This window comes from Streptomyces musisoli, assembly GCF_016741855.1.
In the GTDB taxonomy this organism is placed as follows: Bacteria; Actinomycetota; Actinomycetes; order Streptomycetales; family Streptomycetaceae; genus Streptomyces; species Streptomyces musisoli.
In genome coordinates this window covers 37,106-56,500 of sequence record NZ_JAERRH010000022.1, presented here as the reverse complement: position 1 = coordinate 56,500, position 19,395 = coordinate 37,106, and the positions used below count along the sequence as shown (strand labels likewise).

17 protein-coding genes and 2 riboswitches are annotated in these 19,395 nt (G+C 71.2%); of the genes, 8 read left to right on the top strand and 9 right to left on the bottom strand.

From position 1 onward, the window contains the following. Positions 1-11: 11 nt before the first annotated feature. From JK361_RS34670 to JK361_RS34650, 5 genes are all read right to left on the bottom strand, one after another. Positions 12-1,763 carry an ABC transporter substrate-binding protein gene (locus JK361_RS34670; RefSeq protein WP_443732169.1) on the bottom strand — a complete coding sequence of 584 codons (1,752 nt, stop codon included), beginning with the start codon at positions 1,761-1,763 and terminating at the stop codon, positions 12-14. Between the two features lie 55 nt (positions 1,764-1,818). After that, on the bottom strand, positions 1,819-2,817 hold the full coding sequence (locus tag JK361_RS34665) for an ABC transporter permease (protein ID WP_201826007.1): 999 nt from the start codon (positions 2,815-2,817) through the stop codon (positions 1,819-1,821). Positions 2,818-3,219: 402 nt separating this feature from the next. Next, the gene (locus tag JK361_RS34660) at positions 3,220-4,005 is read right to left on the bottom strand and encodes an enhanced serine sensitivity protein SseB C-terminal domain-containing protein (RefSeq protein WP_201826095.1); all 786 of its coding nucleotides are present in this window, start codon (positions 4,003-4,005) and stop codon (positions 3,220-3,222) included. A 160-nt stretch (positions 4,006-4,165) separates the two neighbouring features. After that, a complete protein-coding gene (locus tag JK361_RS34655; RefSeq protein WP_201826005.1) occupies positions 4,166-4,957 on the bottom strand; it encodes an enhanced serine sensitivity protein SseB in 792 nt (263 codons plus the stop codon). A gap of 66 nt (positions 4,958-5,023) precedes the next feature. After that, positions 5,024-5,692 carry an AAA family ATPase gene (locus tag JK361_RS34650; RefSeq protein ID WP_201826003.1) on the bottom strand — a complete coding sequence of 223 codons (669 nt, stop codon included), beginning with the start codon at positions 5,690-5,692 and terminating at the stop codon, positions 5,024-5,026. Positions 5,693-5,870: 178 nt separating this feature from the next. Continuing rightward, positions 5,871-5,973, top strand: a riboswitch (glycine riboswitch). Further along, positions 5,974-6,085: riboswitch (glycine riboswitch) on the top strand. Between the two features lie 43 nt (positions 6,086-6,128). Here JK361_RS34650 and gcvT point away from each other — a divergent pair. From gcvT to JK361_RS34630, 4 genes are all read left to right on the top strand, one after another. Continuing rightward, positions 6,129-7,247: a glycine cleavage system aminomethyltransferase GcvT gene (gcvT, locus tag JK361_RS34645; RefSeq protein WP_201826001.1), complete on the top strand. Its 1,119-nt coding sequence runs from the start codon at positions 6,129-6,131 to the stop codon at positions 7,245-7,247. A gap of 138 nt (positions 7,248-7,385) precedes the next feature. Then, a complete protein-coding gene (gene gcvH / locus JK361_RS34640; RefSeq protein WP_201825999.1) occupies positions 7,386-7,763 on the top strand; it encodes a glycine cleavage system protein GcvH in 378 nt (125 codons plus the stop codon). Positions 7,764-7,777: 14 nt separating this feature from the next. Beyond that, positions 7,778-9,043, top strand: a complete 1,266-nt coding sequence (glyA, locus tag JK361_RS34635) for a serine hydroxymethyltransferase (RefSeq protein WP_222996816.1) — start codon at positions 7,778-7,780, stop codon at positions 9,041-9,043. 102 nt (positions 9,044-9,145) lie between these two features. Further along, positions 9,146-10,513, top strand: coding sequence for an L-serine ammonia-lyase (locus JK361_RS34630; protein ID WP_201825997.1), 1,368 nt, complete (start codon positions 9,146-9,148; stop codon positions 10,511-10,513). Between the two features lie 194 nt (positions 10,514-10,707). Here the strand turns inward: JK361_RS34630 and JK361_RS34625 are convergent, their stop codons facing one another. Continuing rightward, a complete protein-coding gene (locus tag JK361_RS34625) occupies positions 10,708-12,465 on the bottom strand; it encodes a M28 family peptidase (RefSeq protein WP_201825995.1) in 1,758 nt (585 codons plus the stop codon). A gap of 349 nt (positions 12,466-12,814) precedes the next feature. Between JK361_RS34625 and JK361_RS34620 the strand changes: the two genes are divergently transcribed. The 3 genes from JK361_RS34620 (at position 12,815) to JK361_RS34610 (ending at position 15,617) form a co-directional block, all read left to right on the top strand. Further along, a complete protein-coding gene (locus JK361_RS34620; protein WP_201825993.1) occupies positions 12,815-13,822 on the top strand; it encodes a helix-turn-helix transcriptional regulator in 1,008 nt (335 codons plus the stop codon). A gap of 124 nt (positions 13,823-13,946) precedes the next feature. Next, entirely contained in the window at positions 13,947-14,969 is a 1,023-nt protein-coding gene (locus JK361_RS34615; RefSeq protein ID WP_236054046.1) for a phosphatidylinositol-specific phospholipase C domain-containing protein, read from the top strand. 90 nt (positions 14,970-15,059) lie between these two features. Beyond that, entirely contained in the window at positions 15,060-15,617 is a 558-nt protein-coding gene (locus tag JK361_RS34610) for a glycoside hydrolase family 25 protein (RefSeq protein ID WP_201825989.1), read from the top strand. Between the two features lie 18 nt (positions 15,618-15,635). Here JK361_RS34610 and JK361_RS34605 read toward each other — a convergent pair whose 3' ends face one another. Continuing rightward, positions 15,636-16,295: an NADPH-dependent F420 reductase gene (locus tag JK361_RS34605; RefSeq protein WP_201825987.1), complete on the bottom strand. Its 660-nt coding sequence runs from the start codon at positions 16,293-16,295 to the stop codon at positions 15,636-15,638. 136 nt (positions 16,296-16,431) lie between these two features. After that, positions 16,432-17,424: a zinc-dependent alcohol dehydrogenase family protein gene (locus tag JK361_RS34600; protein WP_201825985.1), complete on the bottom strand. Its 993-nt coding sequence runs from the start codon at positions 17,422-17,424 to the stop codon at positions 16,432-16,434. A gap of 103 nt (positions 17,425-17,527) precedes the next feature. On the opposite strand from JK361_RS34600, the gene JK361_RS34595 reads away from it, so the two are divergent. After that, positions 17,528-18,451 carry an AraC family transcriptional regulator gene (locus JK361_RS34595; RefSeq protein ID WP_201825983.1) on the top strand — a complete coding sequence of 308 codons (924 nt, stop codon included), beginning with the start codon at positions 17,528-17,530 and terminating at the stop codon, positions 18,449-18,451. A gap of 230 nt (positions 18,452-18,681) precedes the next feature. Here the strand turns inward: JK361_RS34595 and JK361_RS34590 are convergent, their stop codons facing one another. Then, complete coding sequence (locus tag JK361_RS34590; protein ID WP_201826092.1) at positions 18,682-19,374, bottom strand: FadR/GntR family transcriptional regulator; 693 nt, start codon at positions 19,372-19,374, stop codon at positions 18,682-18,684. Positions 19,375-19,395 lie beyond the last annotated feature (21 nt).

The window sequence follows — 19,395 nt, the reverse complement described above, 5'->3', positions numbered from 1 at the left end:
TTCCGGGGCTGCTACTTCGACGCGACGCCGATGTTGAGGTAGTCGTACTGACCGCTGAAGGCCGCCGTGGAAACCAGGTTGGTGTAGGTCGTGGGGCGGCCCAGCAGGACCTTGAAGTAGGTCAGCGGGACCAGGACGGCGTCGTCCATGGTCTTCTTGTCGATCTGGGTGTAGAGGCTGTTGCGCTCGGCGTTGTCCTGGGTGCCGATCGCCTTGGCCAGCAGGGCGTTGACGTCCTTGTTGTCGTACTGCGACAGGTTGGTGTTACCGGACTGGCTGATCGCCTTGCCGTTCAGGATCTGCTGCAGGAAGCCGTAGCCGGACGGCCAGTCGGCGCCCCACTGCATCATCTCCAGGCCGATGTTCTGCTTCTTGGTGAACTTCGGCACACCCGCGTAGTCGGTGAAGTACTTGCCGGACGGGTACTGCTTGAGGGTGGCGTTGATGCCGACCTTCTTCAGCGAGTTGATGATCGCCGTGGCGGCGTCGATCTCCTGCGGACGGTCCGAGCGGGCCGAGATGTTGGTGGAGATCGAGGTCTTGCCGCAGGCCTTCAGCTGCTCCTTGGCCTTGGCGACGTCGCCCTTGCTGTCCTTGGTCGCGTAGACGTCGGACTTGGCGTAGCCCGGGATGTCCGGGGGCAGCACCGTGGAGGCGATGTCACCGCGGATCGGGCCGCCCTCGGCGGTCTGCACCGAGACCTTGTCGACGGCGTACTGCACGGCCTTGCGGCACTCGACCTTGTCGAACGGCGCGACCGTGGTGTTGATCGCCATGTAGACGAGACGGCCACCGTAGGTGTTGTCCGTGTTCGCCTTCTTGGCGGTGTCGGTGAGCACCTGGGCCTGCGTCGCCGCCTGGACACCCGTACCGGCCAGGTCGATGGCCTTGCCGGCCATGACGTCCTGGTCGATGGTCTCCGGGTTGACCTTCAGCTTCACGACGATCTTGTCCGGCAGCTGCTTGCGCAGCGGGTCGGTCTTGGCGTCCCAGTTCTCGTTGCGCACGAGCACGGCCTGCTTGCCGTCCTCGTAGCTCTGGAACTTGTAGGAGCCCGACGACACGATGTGCTTGACGTAGTCGACGCCCGTGTCCTTGGCCTGGGGCACCGGGGCCGTCTGCGGGGCGGCGACCAGGTAGTCGAACTCCTGGAAGGCCTGCTTCAGGTGGAAGACGACGGTGGTGTCGTCCGGCGTCTCGATGGAGGACAGGCCCTTGGCGCTCTTGTCCTTGTAGGGGCCCTTGTACTTGTCGCCGTCGGCCATGAACTGCTGGAAGTAGTTCGGGCCGAGGGAGAGCACGTCACGCGCGAAGTTGGAGCGCTCGACGGCGTACTTGACGTCCTTCGAGGTGATCGGCGAGCCGTCCTCGTACTTCAGGCCCGAACGCAGCTTGTACGTCCAGGTCTTGCCGCCGTCGCTCGGGACGCCCTTGCTCGCCGCGAGGTCGGGGACGAGGGTGTTGCCCTCTTCGCCGGCGCCGGGCTGGAAGGTCATCAGCGGGCGGGCCCACAGCCGGCTGAGGTTGTACATGTACGCGTAGTACGTGTTGCCCGGGTCGAACGAGTCCGGGACGTCGGACAGCTCGTAGGTGAGCGTCCCGCCCTTCTTGTCCGACGCGTTCACGACGCCCTTGGTCGCGGCGTTGGCCCCGGCCGACTTGGTGCCGTTCTCGTTCTTGTTGTCATCGGCCTTGCTGCAACCCGCAAGAAACAGGCTGGCGGTGCCGATGGCCGCGATCGCGGCCAGCGCTGACCTTCGCATGATGGGCGCTTTCCCCTCCATTGTCGGAAACTTTTCGGGCTCTCTGCGGCAGGACTCAGCGGCTGCGCGGGTCGAGAGCATCGCGGAGACCGTCACCGAGCAGGTTGAACGCCAGGACGGTCACGAAGATGGCGAGTCCGGGGACGATCATGAACTGGGGGTCGACCTGGTAGTAGGTGACCGCCTCGCGCAGCATGCCGCCCCAGGAAGCCTGCGGGGGCTGGATGCCGACGCCGAGGTAGCTCAGGGACGCCTCGAAGAGGATGTTGGTCGGGATGAGCAGCGTCGAGTAGACGATGATCGGGCCGACCAGGTTCGGCATCAGTTCCCGGAACAGGATGTACGGGGCCTTGGCGCCCATGCCGCGGGAGGCGTCCACGAACTCGCGCTCCCGCAGGGCGAGGGTCTGACCGCGCACGATCCGGCCCAGGTACGGCCAGTTGAAGAAGCCGATGACGAAGATCAGCACGCTCAGGTGGAGCGGCAGTCCCTCGAGGCCGAAGGCGCCGCCCTGAAGGGTGGCGGAGATGGAGATGGCGAACAGCAGGAGGGGGAAGGCGAGGAACGTGTCCATCAGCCGGCTGATGATCGAGTCGACCCGCCCGCCGTAGTAGCCGGCGACGACACCCATGATCGCGCCGATGACGTTGGACAGGATGGTGGCGCCGAAGGCGACCACCAGCGACACCCAGGAGCCCTCCAGGATGCGGGTGGCGATGTCCCGGCCGAACTTCGGGTCGACGCCGAGCGGGTGGTCCGCGCTCATGCCGCCCCAACTACCCTTGGGCAGCGAGGTGTTGGGGTCGATCAGGTCCTGGTTGAAGGCGTTGGGGTCGAGGCCGAGCATGGCCTGGAGGGGACGCGAGAGGGCAGCGAGGAGGATCAGCAGGATCACGATGACGCCGCCCGCGACGGCGACCTTGTCCTTCTTGAACCGGGTCCAGGCGATCTGGCCCAGGGAACGACCCTCGATCTGCCCCTTACCGGCACCCTCCAGCACAGCCTCCGGCTGTGCCTCGGCTGCCGCCCCGGTGGTCTCGATCGGTGCGGTCACGGTGAGCGACCCCTCTCGCCGGTGGTGACCGGCCTGCGCCTGCCGCGGATTGCGGCTTTGTCGACTTGCCATCGATCACGAGGCCTCCGCCTCGTGTCTGAGTCGCGAGTCTTCAGCGTCGCTGCGATCACCCGCCAGATGTGGCGGCGAATGTATGCGCAACCGTGATGCAGTCCGGGGGATTCCGTTATCCGAACAGTGGGTAACGACTCTCGGACGCGGTCCAGTTGGGGCAGAAAGGCGAATTTGCGCGGTTCGGGACGTACGGTCGATGTCTACGCGCGCAGAGGCCTGCCGGCGGCGGAAATCCTGCGATCCGGTCCAGGACGCGTGCCGCGCGGACCAGTTCTCCGCCCGTGCAGGCGGCCCGGTCGCCGGGGGGCCGTCGCGCGGCCCGGCCGCTCAGTAGCCGCCGTGCACCGGCGGATAGCCGTAGCCGCCCGCCGGGGTCTGCGGCGGGGCGGGAAGCTGGAGCTGGGGCCGCGGTGCGGGGGCGTGCGCCTCGCGGTCGTAGAAGGGACGCGCGTTGGCCCGCATCCACATCACCACCGGGTCGTGGCCGTCTGTCATCGCGACCGTCGACACCGGCAGGCCCTCCGGGACCGCGCCGACGGACTGCTGCATCATCGCGCGGACCGAGTCGACCGCGGCGGGCGAGGTGTCGTACACGTCCAGGCCGAGGGCGAGGTACGGCGCACCGAGCGCGGGCTGCACCCAGGCGCGGCGCAGCGAGCGGAGCGCGGGGGTGCGGTGCGCGTTCTGTGCGAGCAGGGCGTAGAACTGCGGGATCTCGATGCCGGGCTCCGACAGGCGCAGGGGGCCGGCGGGCTGGCGCTCCAGACCGGCGGCGATGCGCCGCAGGTCCAGCCAGGGGATGCCGACCCCGCCGCCCGGGGCGTGCGGGTTCAGCCAGAGGCCGTAGTGGTCCGGGTAGAGGGTGCGGGCGACGTCCAGGCCGTCGACCACTTCGTAGGAACGGCTCCAGCCACTGGCCGACAGCTCCTGGGCGGAGGTCACGCAGGGGGCGTAGTGGCAGCCGTCCACCTCCATGTTCCCGTACTGGGCGTCCGGGGAGCCGGCCTGGCCGTGCCACAGGAGCATCCAGATCTGGCCGGTGGAGGGGGTGGCGAGGGCGCGCAGCAAGGCCTCGTACGCGTCGTAGCGTCCGGGCGTGACCTGGCGCAGCATGTGCTCGACGCTGCCGCTGTGGCTCGCGCTCACCTGTCGTACCGGCCCTTCTTCATCAGTGCCCCGCGTTCGGAGACAGCTTAAGCGCCCACCGGGGTACGGCCTCGGGTTCGTGCGCGGGTGCGGGTGCGTGGTGGTTCGCCGCGCTCCCGGGGCGTGTTCAGTGGCCGTGCTGATAGAAGGGGCGGACGTTCGTCTTCAGCCAGCCGGACACCGGGTCGTCGGTCACGTCCAGCAGGACCAGGTTGACCGGCCACTTGACCGGGACTTTGCCGAGGGCCCGGCCCAGGGCCTCCAGCGGCCGGGCGCGCAGGTCGCCCTCCCACTGGGCAAGTTCGACGCCCACGAACAGCACCGGGTCGGCCGCCTCGACGGCCGCCAGGCAGCGGCGGGCGGTGAGGACCACGCCGGTCTCGGCGAACTCGGCGGAGGCGGCGGAGAGGAAGTCGACCGGGTCGTCCTGCCAGTCGGGCTCGAAGAGGCGGACCCGGCCGCCGGTGCCGGGGCCGTCGAGCGGGGTGCGGCCCGCTCGGCACAGCTCGGCCACGGCCTCGGGCGGCAGGGGTATGCCGACCACGCCTTCGGGGTTGACGGCGATGCCCACCTGCGGGGGCAGGCCGCGGGCGAACTCCATCGCCGGGGCGATGGTGTACGACATGTGGGAGCCGGCCACCTGGCGCAGCTGCTCCTCGGAGCTGAACACCGGGACGTACGCCTGGCCGTCGATCTCCAGCGTCGGCAGGTCCAGCGGGCCGCTGTCCGGGCCCCCTCCGTTGGGCAGGGGGATCCACAGGAAGCTGCGGCCGAGGACCTCGACGATCCGGCCGCCCGCCGAGGGGATGCCGAGGGAGGCCGACAGCACCTCCTCCAGCTCGTTGCCGGGCCAACCGCCGTGCGGGTGGGGGTGCGCCTGTGCCGGGAAGTCCGTGGGAAAGTCCGCCGGGAAGTCCATCTGCCTACCGCCTGCTGGGAACCACTGCTGTGAGCAAGAAGGCTAGCGGGTGGCGGTGACAGCTCCTCACCGAGTGAAGCCGACGCGGCCGAGGACGTCCGCCGCGTCCCGGTCCAGCAGCACGGCCGCGCCGCAGCCGGCGGGCAGTTCCCCCTGCTGCGCCGCGCGCAGCAGGCGGGCGGTCGCCCGGCGGTGGCGGTGGAAGGCGTAGGCGGAGACGCCGCGGCCGCGCTCGCGCTGGCCCTGCCGGGCCGCCTCGGGGGTGACGTCGAGGAGGAGCAGGTGCAGGGTGGCGTCGCGGCGCCGGGCCTCGCGGGCCAGCCAGGCGCGCACCCAGGGCTGGGTGCCGCAGTCGTGCACGACGACTCCCTCGCCGGTGCGCAGGGCGCGGCGCAGTCCGGCGTAGTGGGCGAGGCGGACCAGCGGGCGGTACAGGGCGTAGGGGAGCCAGCGGGGGGTGCGGGCGTCCCAGCGGTCGCGGGTGTCCTGGGAGTCGACGCGCCGGCCGGTGACCGCGCGGTGCATCAGGGTGGACTTGCCGCTGCCGGGCAGACCGGTGATCACCACCAGGTCGCGGGGGCCGAAGAGAAGGGCGTGCGGACTGTGGCCCGCGCGCTCGCGCAGGTCGCGGACGACGGGGGCGGGGCGGTCCGGGCGGCTCTCGCGGGCCGGGGCGGAGGGCTGCTTCGGTACCGCGACGCCGGCGTCGGTGGCGTAGGCCGATGTCCTGTTCACCGTGATCGTCCTCCCCAGTGGGCTCGGTCATCCCCTTGCCCGTTGTATGTAAAGAGAAGGTAATGGGCAAGGGTCGGTGCTTCGTGTGCGTACTGCCACAGCTCGGTTACAAAGGGCTGCTCTGGATGGCCGGGGCCTGCCGTGCAATGATGTGCGCGCCAACTGCATACCGGCCGTTTGAATCCGCGCGGGAGAGTCCCCGGGTCCCTTGGACCTTCCGGGGCGCCGAAGGAGCAAGTCCCTCCCTTGAATCTCTCAGGCCCCGTTACCGCGCGGGCGAGGCACATCTGAAAAGCGGGCCGCTGCGAAGTGGCTCCACCCAAGGTGCAAGCCGTGATCGTCCCTGTGGCGGTCCTGGCGAACCTCTCAGGTTCCGATGACAGATGGGGAGGAACGTTCCTCGCCCCATCCCTGTGCCCTGGGAGACGACCGACCGATGAGCAGTACCGAACTCCGTCACACCGCGCTGGATGCGCTGCACCGTTCGCTCGGTGCGACGATGACCGACTTCGCCGGCTGGGACATGCCCCTGCGTTACGGCTCCGAGCGCGACGAGCACGTCGCCGTGCGGACGAAGGCGGGGCTCTTCGACCTCTCCCACATGGGCGAGATCACCGTCACCGGCGCCGAGGCCGCCGCCCTGCTGAACTTCGCCCTGGTAGGCAACATCGCCTCCGTCGGCGTCGGCCGCGCCCGCTACACCATGATCTGCCAGGCCGACGGCGGCATCCTCGACGACCTGATCGTCTACCGCCTGGCCGAGACCGAGTACATGGTCGTGGCGAACGCCTCCAACGCCCAGGTGGTGCTGGACGCGCTGACCGAGCGCGCCGCCGGCTTCGACGCCGAGGTCCGTGACGACCGGGACGCCTACGCGCTGCTCGCCGTGCAGGGCCCGCAGTCCCCCGGGATCCTCAAGTCCCTCACCGACGCCGACCTGGACGGCCTGAAGTACTACGCCGGCCTGCCCGGCACGGTCGCCGGCGTCCCGGCGCTGATCGCCCGCACCGGCTACACCGGCGAGGACGGCTTCGAGCTGTTCGTGAAGCCCGAGCACGCCGTGGAGCTGTGGCAGGCGCTGACCAAGGCCGGCGAGGGCGTCGGCCTGGTGCCGTGCGGCCTGTCCTGCCGGGACACCCTGCGCCTGGAGGCGGGCATGCCGCTGTACGGGCACGAGCTGACCACCTCCCTGACCCCGTTCGACGCCGGGCTCGGGCGCGTGGTGAAGTTCGAGAAGGAAGGCGACTTCGTCGGGCGTGAGGCGCTCGCGCAGGCCGCCGAGCGGGCCGCTTCCGAGCCCCCGCGCGTCCTCGTCGGCCTGGTCGCCGAGGGCCGCCGGATCCCGCGCGCCGGGTACGCCGTCGTCGCCGGCGGCGAGGTGATCGGCGAGGTCACCTCCGGTGCCCCCTCCCCCACCCTGGGCAAGCCGATCGCCATGGCCTACGTCGACGCCGCGCACGCGGCGCCGGGCGCCGAGGGCGTCGGCGTGGACATCCGCGGCAGCCACGAGCCGTACGAGGTCGTGGCGCTGCCGTTCTACAAGCGCCAGAAGTAGAGACTGAGCGCGTTCGCGTATCCGCGGGTCCCCGGCCCGGTGGCCGACGCGTGACCCTGCGCACACTCCACCGCTCACCAGCGGTTTCCGCAGTCCCCCCGTCATCAGCACTCCCGCGCGTACAGGAGAATTCAGGCCATGAGCAACCCCCAGCAGCTGCGCTACAGCAAGGAGCACGAGTGGCTGTCGGCCGCCGAGGACGGCGTGTCGACGGTCGGCATCACGGAGCACGCCGCCAACGCGCTCGGCGACGTCGTCTTCGTGGAGCTCCCCGAGGCCGGTTCCACGGTGTCCGCGGGCGAGACCTGCGGCGAGCTGGAGTCGACGAAGTCGGTGTCCGACCTGTACTCGCCGGTCACCGGTGAGATCACCGAGGTCAACGAGGACGTCGTCAACGACCCGTCGCTGGTGAACTCCGCCCCCTTCGAGGGCGGCTGGCTGTTCAAGGTACGCGTCACGGAGGAGCCGGCCGAGCTGCTCTCCGCGGACGAGTACACCGCCTTCACCGCCGGCTGAGGAGTCGTAGCCCCATGACTGTCCTGAACACGCCCCTGCACGAGCTGGACCCGGAGGTCGCCGCCGCGGTCGACGCCGAGCTGGACCGCCAGCAGTCGACCCTGGAGATGATCGCCTCCGAGAACTTCGCGCCGCTCGCGGTCATGGAGGCGCAGGGTTCGGTCCTGACCAACAAGTACGCCGAGGGCTACCCGGGCCGCCGCTACTACGGTGGCTGCGAGCACGTCGACGTCACCGAGCAGATCGCGATCGACCGGGTCAAGGAGCTGTTCGGCGCCGAGTACGCCAACGTCCAGCCCCACTCCGGCGCTTCCGCGAACCAGGCGGCCCTGTTCGCGCTGGCCCGGCCCGGGGACACCATCCTCGGCCTGGACCTGGCGCACGGCGGTCACCTGACCCACGGCATGCGGCTGAACTTCTCCGGCAAGCAGTTCGACGTGGTCGCCTACCACGTGGACGAGGCGACCGGCCTGGTCGACATGGCCGAGGTCGAGCGGCTCGCCAAGGAGCACCGCCCCAAGGTGATCATCGCCGGCTGGTCGGCGTACCCGCGTCAGCTGGACTTCGCCGAGTTCCGCCGGATCGCCGACGAGGTCGAGGCGTACCTGTGGGTCGACATGGCGCACTTCGCGGGCCTGGTCGCGGCGGGTCTGCACCCGAACCCGGTCGAGCACGCGGACGTGGTGACCTCCACGACCCACAAGACGCTCGGCGGCCCGCGCGGCGGCATCATCCTCGCCAAGAAGGACTTCGCGAAGAAGCTGAACTCGTCCGTGTTCCCGGGCTTCCAGGGTGGTCCCCTGGAGCACGTGATCGCGGCGAAGGCGGTCTCCTTCAAGGTCGCGGCGGGCGAGGAGTTCAAGGAGCGCCAGCGTCGTACCGTGGAGGGTGCCCGCATCCTCGCCGAGCGGCTGACGGCGGCCGACGCCCGCGAGGCCGGCGTGAACGTGCTGTCCGGCGGCACGGACGTGCACCTGATCCTGGTGGATCTGCGCGAGTCCGAGCTGGACGGGCAGCAGGCCGAGGACCGGCTCCACGAGGTCGGCATCACGGTCAACCGCAACGCCGTCCCGAACGACCCGCGCCCGCCGATGGTCACCTCGGGCCTGCGCATCGGTACGCCGGCCCTGGCCACCCGCGGCTTCACGGCCGAGGACTTCGCCGAGGTCGCGGACGTGATCGCCGAGACGCTGAAGCAGTCGTACGACGCAAAGGCCCTGAAGGCGCGCGTGAAGGCGCTCGCCGACAAGCACCCGCTGTACCCGGGCCTGAACAAGTAAGTCACCTTTCGCGGGGCACCGCGCACACTGGTAGTACCGGGGTGCGCGGTGCCCGCACCCCTGTACCACCCTTTGCACCACCCCCGTATTGAGGAGTCATCCGTGGCCATCTCGGTCTTCGACCTGTTCTCGATCGGCATCGGCCCGTCCAGCTCCCACACCGTCGGCCCGATGCGTGCGGCGCGCATGTTCGCCCGCCGGCTGCGCAACGAGGACCTGCTGGACTCCGTCGGGTCCGTGCGCTGCGAGCTGTACGGCTCGCTCGGCGCCACCGGCCACGGCCACGGCACCCCGAAGGCCGTGCTGCTCGGCCTGGAGGGCGCCTCACCGCGCACGGTGGACGTGGAGACGGCCGACGAGCGGGTGGAGACGATCAAGCAGGCGGGCCGTATCTCGCTGCTCGGCGAGCACGAGATCCCGTTCTCCTTCGACGACGACCTGGTCCTGCACCGCCGCAAGGCGCTGCCCTACCACGCGAACGGCATGACGATCTGGGCGTACGACGCCGCGGGTGCCGAGGTGCTGTCGAAGACGTACTACTCGGTCGGCGGCGGCTTCGTGGTGGACGAGGACGCGGTGGGCGCGGACCGCATCGTGCTGGACGACACGGTCCTGAAGTATCCGTTCCGCACCGGTGACGAGCTGCTCCGCCTGACCAAGGAGACCGGCCTGTCGATCTCCTCCCTGATGCTGGAGAACGAGCGGGCCTGGCGCACCGAGGAGGAGATCCGGGCCGGCCTGCTGGAGATCTGGCGGGTGATGCGCGAGTGCGTGCAGCGCGGCATGTCCCGCGAGGGCATCCTGCCCGGCGGTCTGAAGGTCCGCCGCCGTGCCGCCGTCTCGGCCCGCCAGCTGCGCGCCGAGGGCGACCCGCTGGCGCACGCCATGGAGTGGATCACGCTCTACGCGATGGCGGTGAACGAGGAGAACGCGGCGGGCGGCCGGGTCGTCACCGCACCGACCAACGGCGCGGCCGGCATCATCCCGGCGGTCCTGCACTACTACATCAACTTCGTCCCCGGGGCCGACGAGGAGGGCGTCGTCCGCTTCCTGCTGGCCGCCGGTGCGATCGGCATGCTCTTCAAGGAGAACGCCTCCATCTCCGGCGCCGAGGTCGGCTGCCAGGGCGAGGTCGGCTCCGCCTGCTCGATGGCCGCGGGCGCCCTCGCCGAGGTCCTCGGCGGCTCCCCCGAGCAGGTGGAGAACGCGGCCGAGATCGGCATGGAGCACAACCTGGGGCTGACCTGCGACCCGGTGGGCGGCCTGGTCCAGATCCCGTGCATCGAGCGCAACGGCATGGCCGCGGTGAAGGCGGTCACGGCCGCGAAGATGGCGATGCGCGGCGACGGCTCGCACAAGGTGTCCCTGGACAAGGTCATCAAGACCATGAAGGACACCGGCGCGGACATGAGCGTGAAGTACAAGGAGACGGCGCGGGGCGGGCTCGCGGTGAACATCATCGAGTGCTGACCCGGCCGGGGCGTGCCGGGGCCGTGCCGGGACGCCCCGTGCGGCGGGCCGGGACGCGCCGTGCGGCGGGCCGGGACGCGCCGTGCGGCGGGACGGGACGCGCCGTGCGGCGGGACGGGACGGCCCGCGGCGGGAGCCTTGGGGGGGAGGCGGACTCCGGTGAGTCCGCCTCCCCTTTCGTGTCTCGTCCGGGCTCAGCCGGTCGTCAGGGTGGCGTCGTCGACGACGAAGCTCGTCTGGAGGCTGGAGTCCTCGGTGGCGGTGAAGGTCAGCGTGATCTGCCGGCCGAGGTACGGGGTCAGGTCCAGGGTGCGTTCGGTGTATCCGGTGGCCGCGCCGGCGTTGGAGTACGTCTGCTTGGCGGTTCCGTCGACCTTGACCTGGAAGGTGTCGTAGACCGTGGTGCCCGACTCGTCGGTGTCGATGTGCAGCCAGTACTTCAGGGTCGCCTTCGTGCAGCCGGACGGTACGGTCACCGTCTGGCTGACGGTGTCGGTGGCCGCGTGGCCGTAGCCCGCCAGCCAGGCGTACCGGGACCCGGAGTGCGCGGACTGGCCGCTGAACGAACCGATGGCGCCCGTGTCACCCGTCCACGGCGACGTCCCGCTCTCGAAACCGCCGTTGGAGATCACCTGCGACGCGGTGCAGCCGCCCGCGCCCTTGACGGTCAGCGTGTACGGCGCGGTGTGCGTGGTGGAACCGGTGCCGGTGATCGTGAGGGGGTACGTGCCGGGTGGCACGGAGGAGCCGACGGAGATCGTCGCCGTGGACGAGGACCCGGAGGTCACCGAGGCCGGGCTGAAGGCGACCGTGACGCCCGCCGGGGCGCCCGTGGCGGTCAGGTTCACCGTCTGTGCCGAGCCGCTGGTGGTGGTCGTGGCGACGGTGGTGGTCAGCGAGGTGCCGGGGTCGGCGCTGCCCGTGGCGGGGCTCGCCGAGACCGAGAAGTCGTTCGCCGGGGTGGTGTCCGAGACCGCCTGCTTCCACAGCGTGTAGGCGACGCCGTCGGCGCTGCGGTTCAGCCCGGTGGCGTTGATGTTGGCGGTGGTGTCGCAGGAGGAGTGGTAGCAGCCGTCGTAGGCGGCGCCCGCCGTGCCGCCCCACTTGGCCGCCTGCGCCGAGGTCTTGCGGGCGCTCGCGCCCATGGCGTAGCCGGAGGTCGGGATGCCGTAGTTCTCGAAGGAGTAGTCGTCGGACCGGCCGGCGCCCTCGGTGTTCTCCTCGGGCTGGAGGTTCAGCGAGTCCCAGTACGCCTTCATCGGTGCGGCGGCGGCGGAGGTGACGTGGTTGATGAAGTAGCCGCCGTTGGGCGAGGCAACCATGTCGAAGTTGTAGTACGCCTTGATCGCCGAGCGCTGGGCGGAGGTCAGCGAACGGACGTAGAAGTCCGAGCCGTTCAGGCCCTGCTCCTCGTCGGTCCACCAGCCGAAGCGGACGCGCGCCGCCATCGAGGGGCTGGTCTCGGCGAGTTTCAGCGCGACCTCCAGGAGGGTCGCGCTGCCGGAGCCGTTGTCGTTGATGCCGGGTCCGGCGGAGACGCTGTCCAGGTGGGAGCCGAACATGTACACCTTCGACGCGTCGCCCTGGGGCCACTCGGCGATGAGGTTGGGGCCGGCGCCGCTGGTGCAGCCGGAGGTGCAGGGCTGCTCGGTGACGGTGTATCCGGCCGCCTGGAGCTTGCCCTTCACATAGGCGACCGAGTCGCGGTAGCCCTGGGTGGTCGATCTGCGGTTGCCGCCGTTGCGGCCGGCTATGGCGTTCAGTTCGGTGAGGTGCGCCTGTACCCGGGTGACGTCGATGTCGGGCGCCGCCGCGGTCAGGGCGGGGGCCTGGGCCGCCGTCGTGCGGTGGTCCGCGGGGGCCGCCCCGGCGCTCGCCGGCAGCGCCGCGAGGCCCGCGGCGGCCGTGACGAGGGAGAGGCCTGCCAGGGTGATTCTTCGTAGCCGTGGCACCGTGTCTCCTTGTGGGGTGTGAGGAAACTAGTGGTGAGCGTGGGGATCCGGTCGGGTCGCACCGCATCGCCATGGTGAGCATGCGCATGCCAAGCCCATGTCAAGCCTCGCATCGCGGGACCGGCCGGATCAGGAGCGCGCACCCACCCCCCTCGGCGGCCTTCGGCGCGGATGTGGCAGGGGAGGCGCACCGGGGACGCGAGGAGTCGGGCGGGCGGGCAAGAGGTTAACGGCAGGGTGGTGCCCCCCGCCCCTGGCCGAAACCGGCACGTCCGCTCCCGGCCAGGCCGGGAGCCGGCCGCGACGGCGTCTCTGGCCTCCCGTGCGGGGCGCCCGTATCGTGCGCCGCATGCATGCGGCGCAGAACCCTCCGCCGGGGCGGCAGCCGACCGACTCCCGGGCGAAAGAGGCCTATCTGGCCATGGTGGAGCGGATCGCGATGTCGGGAGCGAGGGATGCCGAAGCGGAGCGGGAGGAACTCGGGCGGATGCCCGCCGAGTTGGCCCGGTGGCTGACGGACCGGCGGCTGCTGGCTCCGGGCGGTGACCGGCTCAGCCCTCCCGATCGCGCCCTGCGGCACCTCGTCTCCGAGCACCGGCGCCGCCTGCGCGAGACGGCCGAGGAACTCGCCCGTGACGCCCGGGCGATGGAGGACGTCCTGTCCCTGGCGGCGGCCCCGCGGTTCGACGCCCGGGAAGCCGTGGAGACGGAGTACTTCACGGACCGCGAGCACACCCGCAAGCGGCTGGAGGAACTGGACGCGCTCGGCCGGGAGGAGCTGCTGGCGATGCGCAACTCCTTCCCCGACGCCCAGGTCCTGGAGGCGAGTCTCGTCCGGGACCGGGAGATGGTGGCGAACGGGATCCGGATGCGCATGCTGACCTCCCAGCAGGCCCTGCGCTCACACGCACCGGCCCGCTACCTGAACGCGCTGACCGACGCGGGGGCCGAGGTGCGGGTCGCCACGACGGTGCCGCTCCACATGAACATCCTGGACCGCGCGATCGTCGTCATCGGGGCGGGGCCGGGCCCGCAGGGCGAGGGCGGCGACGTCATCCTGCACAGCACGCCCGTCGCACAGTGTTTCGTCAGGGTGTTCACGCACGCCTGGGACCTCGCCCGGCCGCACACCGAGCGGCACCCCCAACGAGGGCGGCCCGGACTCGAACTGTCCGCGCAGGAGCGCGAGGTGCTGGCGCTGCTGGCCACCGGCGCCAAGGACGAGACCATCGCCCGCCGGCTGGCCTGCTCGGACCGCACCCTGCGCCGTGTGATGAACCAGATCATGGAGAAGCTCGGCACCTCCAGCCGGTTCGAGGCCGGCGTGACCGCCGTCCGCCTCGGCCTGGTGGGCTGAGCCGCGGCCACCGCAGGCAGCGCCCCGGCACCGATGTTCCCCCCTGGGCTACCGCATGGTAACCACTCGGCCCTACGCTTCCGCCAACTCGATGTCGGAAAAAGGGAGTTCGGGAATGGGCGGGATGAGACGACCGGCGGTGCTCCTGGGTGTCGCCGCTTCGTTGGCGGTCGTTCCGGGCAACGCCCACGCGGCGTCGCCGAAGTTCTCCGAGACGACGGCCATCGGCACGCACAACGCCTACGACAAGGCCAAGTACACGTACTTCGCCCAGGCCCTGGACTCCGGCGCCTCGCTGCTGGAACTGGACGTCTACGTCGACAGCCTCACCCACCGCTGGCGGGTCAGCCACAGCAACCCGCTGGGCAACGACAACAACTGCGAGGCGGCGAAGACCCCCGGCGACCTGTACAGCAAGAGCCGCAACCAGGACCTAGGCGGCTGCCTGGACGACATGGCCACCTGGAGCCGGCTCCACCCCGACCACCCGCCGATCGTCGTCAAGGTCGAGATGAAGGTCGGCTTCAACGACAAGGCGGGCCTCGGGCCGGACGAGTTCGACACGCTCGTCGCGCAGAAGCTGGGCAGCAGCGTCTACAAGCCGGCGGACCTGCTCGGCGGGACGTACGACACGCTGGACGCGGCGGCGAAGGCCAACGCCTGGGCCACCCGGGACTCCCTCAGGGGCAAGTTCGTCTTCGACCTGATCCCGGGGACGGTGGAGCAGGCCAACCCGTTCGACCACTACTGGACGGACGAGGAGTACGGCGACCATCTGCGCGACCTGTCCGCGGCCGGCGGCATCTCCGCGGCCCAGGCCTTCCCGGTCGTCCTGGGCGCCGAGAACGGCGACCCGCGCACCAGCAGGTACGACGCCTCGATCCGTCCCTGGTTCGTGTTCTTCGACGGTGACGCGGCGTCCTACGTCGACAAGGGGTACGACACCTCGTTCTACTCCGCCAACCACTACATCCTGATCGCGACGGGCGCCCACAGCGTGGCCCCGGCGATCTCCTCCACCGACCCGACGGACGCCGAGGTCGCCGCGCGGCTCGCCCTGCTGGCCGGGAACCACGCGAGCCTCATCACCTCGGACTGGTCGGCGAAGCCGGCTTCGGTGCTGGGGTCGGTGGTGACCCGGGGCTGACGTTTTCCACACGAACGGGATCGCTCACGCCGGACCGGGGCATATAGCAGTCGACTCCTGTCCCCCCACCGGCACATTTGGGAGTACCCCATGCTCCACGGCATCGACGTGAGCGCCTATCAGTCCACCTCCTACGGCACGGACGGCCTCTCCTTCGTCTTCATCAAGGCGACGGAGGGGCATTCGTACGTCAATCCCCGCCTGACCGCGCAGACGAGGACCGCCCGTGACGCCGGGCTGGTCGTCGGCTTCTACCACTTCCTGTGGCCCGGCAACCTCACCGCCCAGGCCGACTACTTCCTCCGCCACGCCCCGGACCGCCCCGGCGACCTCCTCGCCGTCGACTGGGAGACCACCGGTGACGGCACCCACGCGAGCAACGCGGAGAAGGACCGCTTCATCCGCAGGCTGAAGGAGGCACGACCGGACAACCGGGTCGTGCTGTACGCGAACCGTCACTTCTGGCTGACGGTCGACACGACCTCCTACGCGGGCGACGGCCTCTGGATCGCCGACTACGTCACCGCCGGCAAGCCCCGCATCGAGGCCAAGTGGCTGTTCCACCAGTACACCAGCGAACCCCACGACAAGGACGTGGCGAAATTCGCGAGCAAGGCCGCGCTGAAGACGTGGGCCGACGGCGCGTAGCAGCCCCGGCGGGCCGGGTCAGGCCCGGAAGTCCGCCGGGCGTTCCGGGGAGGCTTCGGACAGGGCCTTCCGTACCGCCGCCGCGTCCCCGCGCAGGCCGTACACCGGGGTGCCGGGCTGCTGGCGCCAGGAGTCGGCGATGGTGCCGGCGTCGACCGTGTCGAAGCCCAGTTCGCCGATCAGGTCGCGGACGGTCCGCTTGGCCGCCTCGTCGTCGCCGGCGACCGGGAGGGCCATGCGGTCCGGGTCGCCCGCGGGGCGGTGGCGGTCCAGGATGTCCTGGGCGTAGGTGCCGTTGAACGCCTTGACCACCGGGTGCCCGAGGTGCTGCTCGGTCCAGCGGCTCTCGGTGAGGCCCTCGTCCTCGATGGCCGCGATCCGGCCGTCGCGCTGGGGGTAGTAGTTGCCGGTGTCGATCACCGCGGCGCCCTCGGCCGCGCCGTCCAGCAGGCCGGCGGGGAGTCCCGGTACCGCCTTCAGCGGGACCGTGACGACCACGACCTGGGCGCCCTTCGCGGCGTCCGCCGCCGGGACCGCGGTCGCGCCGGTCTCCTCGGCCAGTTCCCTGAGTGTCTCGGGACCGCGGGAGTTGGCGACGGAGACGTCGTGGCCGAGGGCGGTGAGCCGCCGGGTGAGGTTGCCGCCGATGTTCCCCGCGCCGATGATGCCGATCTTCATGTCCGACCCTCCGAATAATTCATGCATGTGCATTCTTCTGTCGTCCAACCTCGCGGGAACGCGGGCTATTCCGGTCGCCGGCCCGAACGGGTGCCCGCGGTCAAGTCCTGCGGACCGCCCGGCGCCGGCCGCGGCCTCAGATCCGTACGACGATCTTTCCGGTGTGCGCGTTGGACTCCATCAGCCGGTGGGCGTCCACGATCCGGTCCAGGCCGTCGAAGACCTCACCGATCACCGGGCGGAGCGTGCCGTCGGCCAGGCCGGAGGCGATGTAGTGGCCGGCGCGGCGGCGGCCCTCCGCGCTGCCGGTGAGGACGAAGTTGCTGTAGCCGTGGACGGTCAGCGGCCACTGCATCGGCAGTTCCGTGGGGCGCTCGGCCAGCCAGCCGTAACTGATCAGCGTGCCGTCGGTGGCCGTCGCCGCGCCCAGCTCCCGCAGGTACGGTCCGCCGATCGCGTCCAGCACGATGCCGGCGCCCCGGCCGCCGGTCACCCGCAGGGCCTCCTCGGTCACGTCCTCCCGCTCGGTGACGATGACGTGTTCGGCGCCGAGGTCCAGCAGCGCCCGCCGCTTGCCCTCGGTGCGGGTGGTGGCGATCGGTATCGCCCCGGCCCGCCGGGCCACCTGGATCGCGGCGGTGCCGACCCCGCTGGACGCCCCGGTGATCAGCACGTGGTCGCCGGCCGCCAGGCGCGCCCGCTCGACCAGGGCGCCGTAGGCGGTGGTGTAGGTGAGCCAGACGGCCGCGGCGTCGACCGCGTCGGTACCGGCCGGGCGGGGCACCAGCGAGGTCTCCGGGAGCAGCACGTGGTCGCCGTACACCCCGTGGGAGCCGAGGTTGAAGTTGGCCGCCGACAGCACGAGGTCGCCCGGCGCGAAGGCGGTCACCTCGGGGCCGACCGCCGTCACCTCGCCGGCCGCCTCGTAGCCGTTGCGGGAGCCGGGCAGGGGCGGGAGGTAGAAGTAGGTGCCGGAACGGAGCATCGCCTCGGCGCGGTTGAGGCCCAGCGCCTCGACCTTCACCAGGACCTCGCCCGGGCCGGGCGCGGGCAGTTCGACCGGCTCGACCCTGAGGACGCCGGGGCCGCCGAGTTCGTCGAAGAGCACGGTGCGTGCGGTGATTGACATGCCATCGACGCTACGGCCGCCATGAGAGACGCTCCATGTCCCCCGATCTTGGTTTTATGTCCGATCGTCTTCCGTGGCCGGACGTGTGCTCTAGGGTCGGCGCATGGACGTGCTCAGTGATGTGGTGGCCGCCATGCGGACCGGCCGGCCGCACTCCTCGCGCCGGTACAAGTACGCGCCCTGGGGCCTGCGGTTCGGCGCCACCCACGAGGCCGGGTTCCATGTGATGCTGCGCGGCTCGGCCTGGCTGATCCCGCAGGATGGGGACCCGGTGGCGCTGGCGCCGGGGGACGTCGTCTTCCTCGCGCACGGGCAGGGGCACGCGCTGGCCAGCGAGCTCGACGTCCCCCTCCAGGAGGTACGGCTGCTGCCCGACGGCACCTGGAGCGGGCCGTCGGGGGAACCGCGCGAGGACTGCCCGGACACCGTCACGCTGTGCGGCGCCTACCGGCTCGACCGGGACCGGGCGCACCGGCTGCTGGCCGAGCTGCCCGAGGTGGTGCACCTGCCCGCCCGGGTCGGCGGGCACCGTTCGCTGCGGGCGGCGGTGGAACTGCTCGGGATGGAGCTGGAGGAGCAGCGGCCGGGCACCGACGCGATCGTCACCTCGCTGCTGGACACCCTGCTGCTGTACAGCCTGCGGGCCTGGTGGGAGAGCGAGCGCGCCGCGGGCCGGGACCGGGGCTGGGCGGCGGCGCTGGCCGACCCGGCGGTCGCGACGGCGCTGCGCGCGATCCACGGCGAGCCGGCCCGCGACTGGACGGTGGCGCAGCTGGGCGCGGTCGGCGGACTGTCCCGCGCGGCGTTCGCGCGCCGGTTCACGGCGCTGGTGGGTGAGCCGCCGCTGGCCTACCTGACGTGGTGGCGGATGACCACGGCGGGCCGGCTGCTGCGCCACGACGACCTGTCCCTGCGCGAGGTGGCCGAACGCACGGGATACACCTCGGAGTTCGCCTTCGCGAAGGCGTTCAAGCGGGAGTTCGGGGTGCCGCCGGGGCGGTACCGGAGGGTGGCCGCGGCGGGATGAAAGGGTGCGAGGGTGCAAGGGCCGGTGGGTGTGTGCGGGTGCGTTGTGGGGTTTCGCGCAGTTCCCCGCGCCCCTCGTGGGGGGGGTGGCGGGCAGTGGGTGTGTGCGGGTGCGTCGTGGGTTTTTGCGCAGTTCCCCGCGCCCCTCGTGGGGGGGTGGCGGGCAGTGGGTGTGTGGGGGGCCGTCGTGGGTGGGCGTGCGGTTTCTTGGGCCTCTGGTGGGCCTCGGTCTCAGTGTGTTTCGCGCAACAGGGCGAGCGTGGACTCCAGTTCGGTGAGCAGGGTCGTCGCCGCTTTCTCCGCGTCCCCGTCTGTGATCGCCCGGACCAGGGCCGCGTGGCTGTCGTCCCCGGTGCCGGGGTTCTCCTCGCGCAGCCGGGTCAGGTCCAGCAGGGCCACCAGCCCCTCCCGCAGGACGGGGACGAACTCGGTGAACAGGTCGGCCAGTACGGGGTTGTGGGCGGCGGCGACCACGGCCGCGTGCAGGGCGATGTCGGCGTCCACGAAGCCGGGGTCGTCACCGGCGGCCGCCGTGCGGCGCCCCTCCAGCGCGGTCCGCAGCGCCTCGACGTCGTCCGGGGTGCGCCGGTGCGCGGCGAGCCGGGCGGCCTGCACCTCGACGCCCACACGGACCTCGTAGACGTCGGTGACCGTGGCCCGGCGCAGCCGGGCGGGCCAGTCCTCGGCGGGCTCGGTGGCGATGACGAAGACCCCGGCGCCGTGCCGGGGTCGGACCAGGCCGGCGCCGGCGAGGGCGCGCAGGGCCTCGCGGACCGTGGAGCGGCCGACCCCGAGTTCCCTGGCCAGCGTCGTCTCGCCGGGCAGCTTGCCGCCGACCGGCCAGTGACCGGCGGCGATCTGCTCCCGCAGGCGCTGCGCGGCCTGTTCGACCAGCGGGCTGGGGCGGAGGGCGCCGAGCTGCATCGGGGTCACCAACTTGTTCCG

Coding starts and splice junctions, on each gene's coding strand:
- JK361_RS34670 (WP_443732169.1), bottom strand. CDS start 1,763: ATGCGAAGGTCAGCGCTGGCCGCGATCGCGGCCATCGGCACCGCCAGC.
- JK361_RS34660 (WP_201826095.1), bottom strand. CDS start 4,005: ATGCTGCGCCAGGTCACGCCCGGACGCTACGACGCGTACGAGGCCTTG.
- JK361_RS34655 (WP_201826005.1), bottom strand. CDS start 4,957: ATGGACTTCCCGGCGGACTTTCCCACGGACTTCCCGGCACAGGCGCAC.
- gcvT (WP_201826001.1), top strand. CDS start 6,129: ATGAGCAGTACCGAACTCCGTCACACCGCGCTGGATGCGCTGCACCGT.
- gcvH (WP_201825999.1), top strand. CDS start 7,386: ATGAGCAACCCCCAGCAGCTGCGCTACAGCAAGGAGCACGAGTGGCTG.
- glyA (WP_222996816.1), top strand. CDS start 7,778: ATGACTGTCCTGAACACGCCCCTGCACGAGCTGGACCCGGAGGTCGCC.
- JK361_RS34620 (WP_201825993.1), top strand. CDS start 12,815: ATGCATGCGGCGCAGAACCCTCCGCCGGGGCGGCAGCCGACCGACTCC.
- JK361_RS34615 (WP_236054046.1), top strand. CDS start 13,947: ATGAGACGACCGGCGGTGCTCCTGGGTGTCGCCGCTTCGTTGGCGGTC.
- JK361_RS34610 (WP_201825989.1), top strand. CDS start 15,060: ATGCTCCACGGCATCGACGTGAGCGCCTATCAGTCCACCTCCTACGGC.
- JK361_RS34605 (WP_201825987.1), bottom strand. CDS start 16,295: ATGAAGATCGGCATCATCGGCGCGGGGAACATCGGCGGCAACCTCACC.
- JK361_RS34600 (WP_201825985.1), bottom strand. CDS start 17,424: ATGTCAATCACCGCACGCACCGTGCTCTTCGACGAACTCGGCGGCCCC.
- JK361_RS34595 (WP_201825983.1), top strand. CDS start 17,528: ATGGACGTGCTCAGTGATGTGGTGGCCGCCATGCGGACCGGCCGGCCG.
- JK361_RS34590 (WP_201826092.1), bottom strand. CDS start 19,374: ATGCAGCTCGGCGCCCTCCGCCCCAGCCCGCTGGTCGAACAGGCCGCG.